This window comes from Streptomyces sp. NPDC015220, from assembly GCF_043079345.1.
In the GTDB taxonomy this organism is placed as follows: Bacteria; Actinomycetota; Actinomycetes; order Streptomycetales; family Streptomycetaceae; genus Streptomyces.
In genome coordinates this window covers 1-3,595 of sequence record NZ_JBIBUK010000051.1, presented here as the reverse complement: position 1 = coordinate 3,595, position 3,595 = coordinate 1, and the positions used below count along the sequence as shown (strand labels likewise).

Sequence of the window (3,595 nt, the reverse complement as noted above, 5' to 3'; positions counted from 1 at the left end):
CCCAAGCACCTCGACGAGAAGGTCGCCCGCCTCCACCTCGACGCCCTCGGCGTCAAACTCACCACGCTGCGCCCGGAGCAGGCGGCGTACATCGGCGTGGAGGTCGACGGCCCGTACAAGGCGGACCACTACCGCTACTGACCGCCCCGAGCCGCGTTCCGCGGCTCACCGGTTCCTCCGAGGCAGGCCCCCGCACCCCCGTGCCGGGGGCCTGCCCCTTTGAGGACGGACCGGCGGCCGTCACGCACGCCGGGCCGACTCCCCGAGGCGACCGGACAGGCCCCGCCCTCAGAACCCAGGACCCCGATGCCCCGCGGCCGCTATTCGCTCCACGATCCGCACGATCACACCCCCCTCGCCGAAGAACACTTCCAGTGCGCCCCCGGCCCCTCCGGCTGGCGCTACGTCTCCCAGGTCACCGCCCCCTCGGGTGACCACCGCGGCTCCGTCGACCTCGCCCTGGACGAACTCGGCCGTCCCATCCGCCTGGAACTCCACGCGGGCGGCTGGCAGGTGCGCGGCGCCGCCCTCGACGGCGTCACCTGGGTCCGCACCGACCCCACCGGCACCGAGGCCACCGAGGGCAATGTGCGCGCCCACGCCTTCACCGGCACCTCCCCCGCGTTCCTCGTCGCCACCGCTCGACTGCTGCGCCTCGCCCCCTCCTCGGCCGCCACCCGCGTACGCCTCGTCCACTTCACGGATCCGGTCCTCGCCCCCCGCACCGTGGACCAGTCCTGGGCCTTGGTGGAAAGAGAAGCACACGCCACTGACAACGGCTCCCTGATCGTGGACGCGTACCAGGTCACAGCCCTGGACACGGGCGAGAGGCACACCGTGCACCTCGCCGGGGACGTGGTCCTGGCCGCCCCCGGAATCGAACTTGAGGACCTCCGGTCACCGCCGTCCGTCTTCGACTCCTGAGCGCTCCGCCGTCCGGCGTCTCCAAGGGGCCGACGCACGACCCGAGACAGACCGGCCGCTCCCGGCTACGCGGGCGGGACGAACCCGGTGGCGGGCCGCCGAGCCGACACGGAGTCCTCAGCAGGCGCGGAGTCCCGGGGCGGCGGCGCCGACACGGCCGAGGTCGACGGGACCGAGGACGACTCGGCAGGTGCCGGAATGCCGGCGGGCGGAGCGACCGCCGGCGGGACATCCGGCGAGGCGGCCCCCGAGCCTCCGTCGGCGGAGTGAAGAGACCATCCGGACCGCCCGGCACCGGCCGAGTACGGCGCCTGCGGAGAGGCCGGAGCCCACGGAGAGACCGGGACCTGCGGCGAAGGCGGTGCCTGTGGCGAGGGCGGTGCCTGCGGCGCGGGGAAGGGGCTGCCGCCCGCCACCGCCGCTCCCGGCGCCGTGCCGCCGTTCCGGAACGTCCGTCTCGCCTCGCGCACCTGGCGCTCCTGCAACACCGCGGCCAGGTACATGGCGGGCGGAACCCCGGGCGGAACAGGAGCGCCGGTGCGGGCCGCGAGATCGGTCGCGAGCCGCTGCGCCATGCCCCAGCCGACCTGTGGATCCAGCTGGTGCATCCGCGTCAGGTACTGCCGCACCGCCAGCCACAGTCCGTCCGGCACCGCGGAGAGGTCGAGGGCCGAGAACCGCCCGGCCAGCCAGGACGGCGGGGGAGGCACGAAGGCCGCCTGCCCGGCCGGCACCCGTTCCCGTACGACCAGGGTCCCCGCGAACACGTCGCCCAGCCGACGCCCGCGCGCCGACACCAGCGAGGCGATGCAGGCGACGACCCCGAACGTCATCAGGATCTCCACGACGCCGATCGCGCCGCGCACCAGCGCGTGCCGGAACCGGATCGGCCCGCCGTCGTCCCGGACCACCCGCAACCCGCACGCCAGCTTCCCGAGCGACCGACCGTGGCTGAGCGTCTCCACCGCGATCGGACCGCCCACCAGAACGAGGAGGAAGGCCGCGATCGACAGCGCGGTCTGCGCCGCCTCGTCCAGCGAAGCCGTGGCAGCCACCACCCCCAGGGTCACCGCGACATAGGCCACCAGCGTCGCGGCCAGGTCCAGCAACACGGACAGGACCCTGCTCGGCAGCCTCGCGGGGCGCAGCTCCAGCGCCACCGCCTCGCCCGTGACCAGCTCGCTCACGCCCCGCCGTCCTTCCCCTGGCCTGCCCCGAAGAGGGCCAGTCTGCCAAGCTGAGTGCCATCGCGCCGCAGTAGGACAAGCTGACACATCCGACGGACAGTCGAACAACCAGCCGAGGAGCAGGCAGACACGATGGACCTGGACGTCTTCGTCTCCGCCCACCGAGCCGAGTGGGACCGCCTCGACGCCCTGCTCCGCCGCCGTCGCCGCCTCACCGGCGCCGAGGCCGACGAACTCGTCGCCCTCTACCAGCGTGCCGCCACCCACCTCTCGCTGATCCGGTCCAGCGCTCCCGATCCCCTGGTGACCGGCCGGCTCAGCCAACTCGTGGCCCGCGCGCGCAGCGCGGTCACGGGCGCCCGCCGCGCCTCGTGGCGCGACGTGACCCGCTTCCTGCTGGAGGGCTTCCCCGCGGCGGTCTACCGGGCGCGTCACTGGTGGGTGCCCACGGCGATCCTCTCCACGGTCGTCGCGGCCCTGCTGGGGTGGTGGATCGCCGCGCACCCGGAAGTACAGGCCACGATCGCAGCCCCTGACGAGCTGCGCCGGCTCACCCGCCCGGGCGGGGAGTACGAGACGTACTACTCGAGCCATCCCGCGACGGCCTTCGCCGCCCAGGTGTGGACGAACAACGCGCAGGCCGCCGCCATGTGCCTGGTCCTGGGCGTCTTCCTGGGGCTGCCGGTCCTGTGGATCCTGTTCGAGAACATGCTCAATCTCGGTGTCGGTGCCGGGCTGATGTCCTCGGCGGGCCGGCTCGACACCTTCCTGGGCCTCGTCCTCCCGCACGGCCTGCTCGAACTGACCGCCGTGTTCGTCGCCGCCGGCACCGGACTGCGCCTCGGCTGGACTCTCGTCGACCCGGGTCCCCGTCCCCGCCGCACCGCCCTGGCCGAAGAGGGGCGGGCGGCCGTGGGCATGGCCATCGGCCTCGCCCTGGTCCTCTTCGTCTCCGGCGCCATCGAAGGCTTCGTCACCCCGTCGGGCCTGCCGACCTGGGCCCGCATCGGCATCGGGATCGCCGCCGAACTGGCCTTCCTGACCTACGTGTACGTCCTCGGCGGCCGTGCCGCGCGTGCCGGCGACACGGGTGATCTGACGGCGGCCGAGCGAAGCGCCGCCGTGCCGACGGCGGCGTGATGTGCGTTTGCGGCCGCTGAGCTGCTAGTCTCCTCTTCGCCCCACCGGAGCCGTTGACACGGAGCGGGTGGGGAGGTAGATTCGAACAGTTGCCTGGAGATGGACCTGGTCCACGAGGGTGACGGTGAACATCTATCTGCTTCCGGAATCATCGATTTCGAAGAAGCCCCCGATGAATCGGAAACAACGGCCGGTCAATCCGGCGCGAAACTTCTGATAAAGTCGGAACCGCCGGAAAGGGAAACGCGGGAGCGGGAACCTGGAAAGCACCGAGGAAATCGGATCGGAAAAAAGATCTGATAGAGTCGGAAACACCGAAGGGAAGCGCCCGGAGGAAAGCCCGA

Annotated in this window: 4 protein-coding genes; 3 read left to right on the top strand and 1 reads right to left on the bottom strand. The window is 72.4% G+C overall.

Annotation, left to right across the window (positions count from 1 at the left end):
- Nucleotides 1-141, top strand: a 141-nt coding sequence (locus ACF061_RS38985; RefSeq protein WP_392271766.1) for an adenosylhomocysteinase, incomplete at its 5' end; no start/stop codon positions are given.
- Nucleotides 142-306: 165 nt separating this feature from the next.
- Complete coding sequence (locus tag ACF061_RS38980; protein WP_392271765.1) at nt 307-924, top strand: hypothetical protein; 618 nt, start codon at nt 307-309, stop codon at nt 922-924.
- 65 nt (nt 925-989) lie between these two features.
- Here ACF061_RS38980 and ACF061_RS38975 read toward each other — a convergent pair whose 3' ends face one another.
- The gene (locus ACF061_RS38975) at nt 990-2,111 is read right to left on the bottom strand and encodes an RDD family protein (RefSeq protein WP_392271764.1); all 1,122 of its coding nucleotides are present in this window, start codon (nt 2,109-2,111) and stop codon (nt 990-992) included.
- 132 nt (nt 2,112-2,243) lie between these two features.
- Between ACF061_RS38975 and ACF061_RS38970 the strand changes: the two genes are divergently transcribed.
- Nucleotides 2,244-3,251 (top strand): stage II sporulation protein M, encoded by a 1,008-nt coding sequence (locus ACF061_RS38970; RefSeq protein WP_392271763.1) that lies wholly within the window; start codon nt 2,244-2,246, stop codon nt 3,249-3,251.
- Nucleotides 3,252-3,595 lie beyond the last annotated feature (344 nt).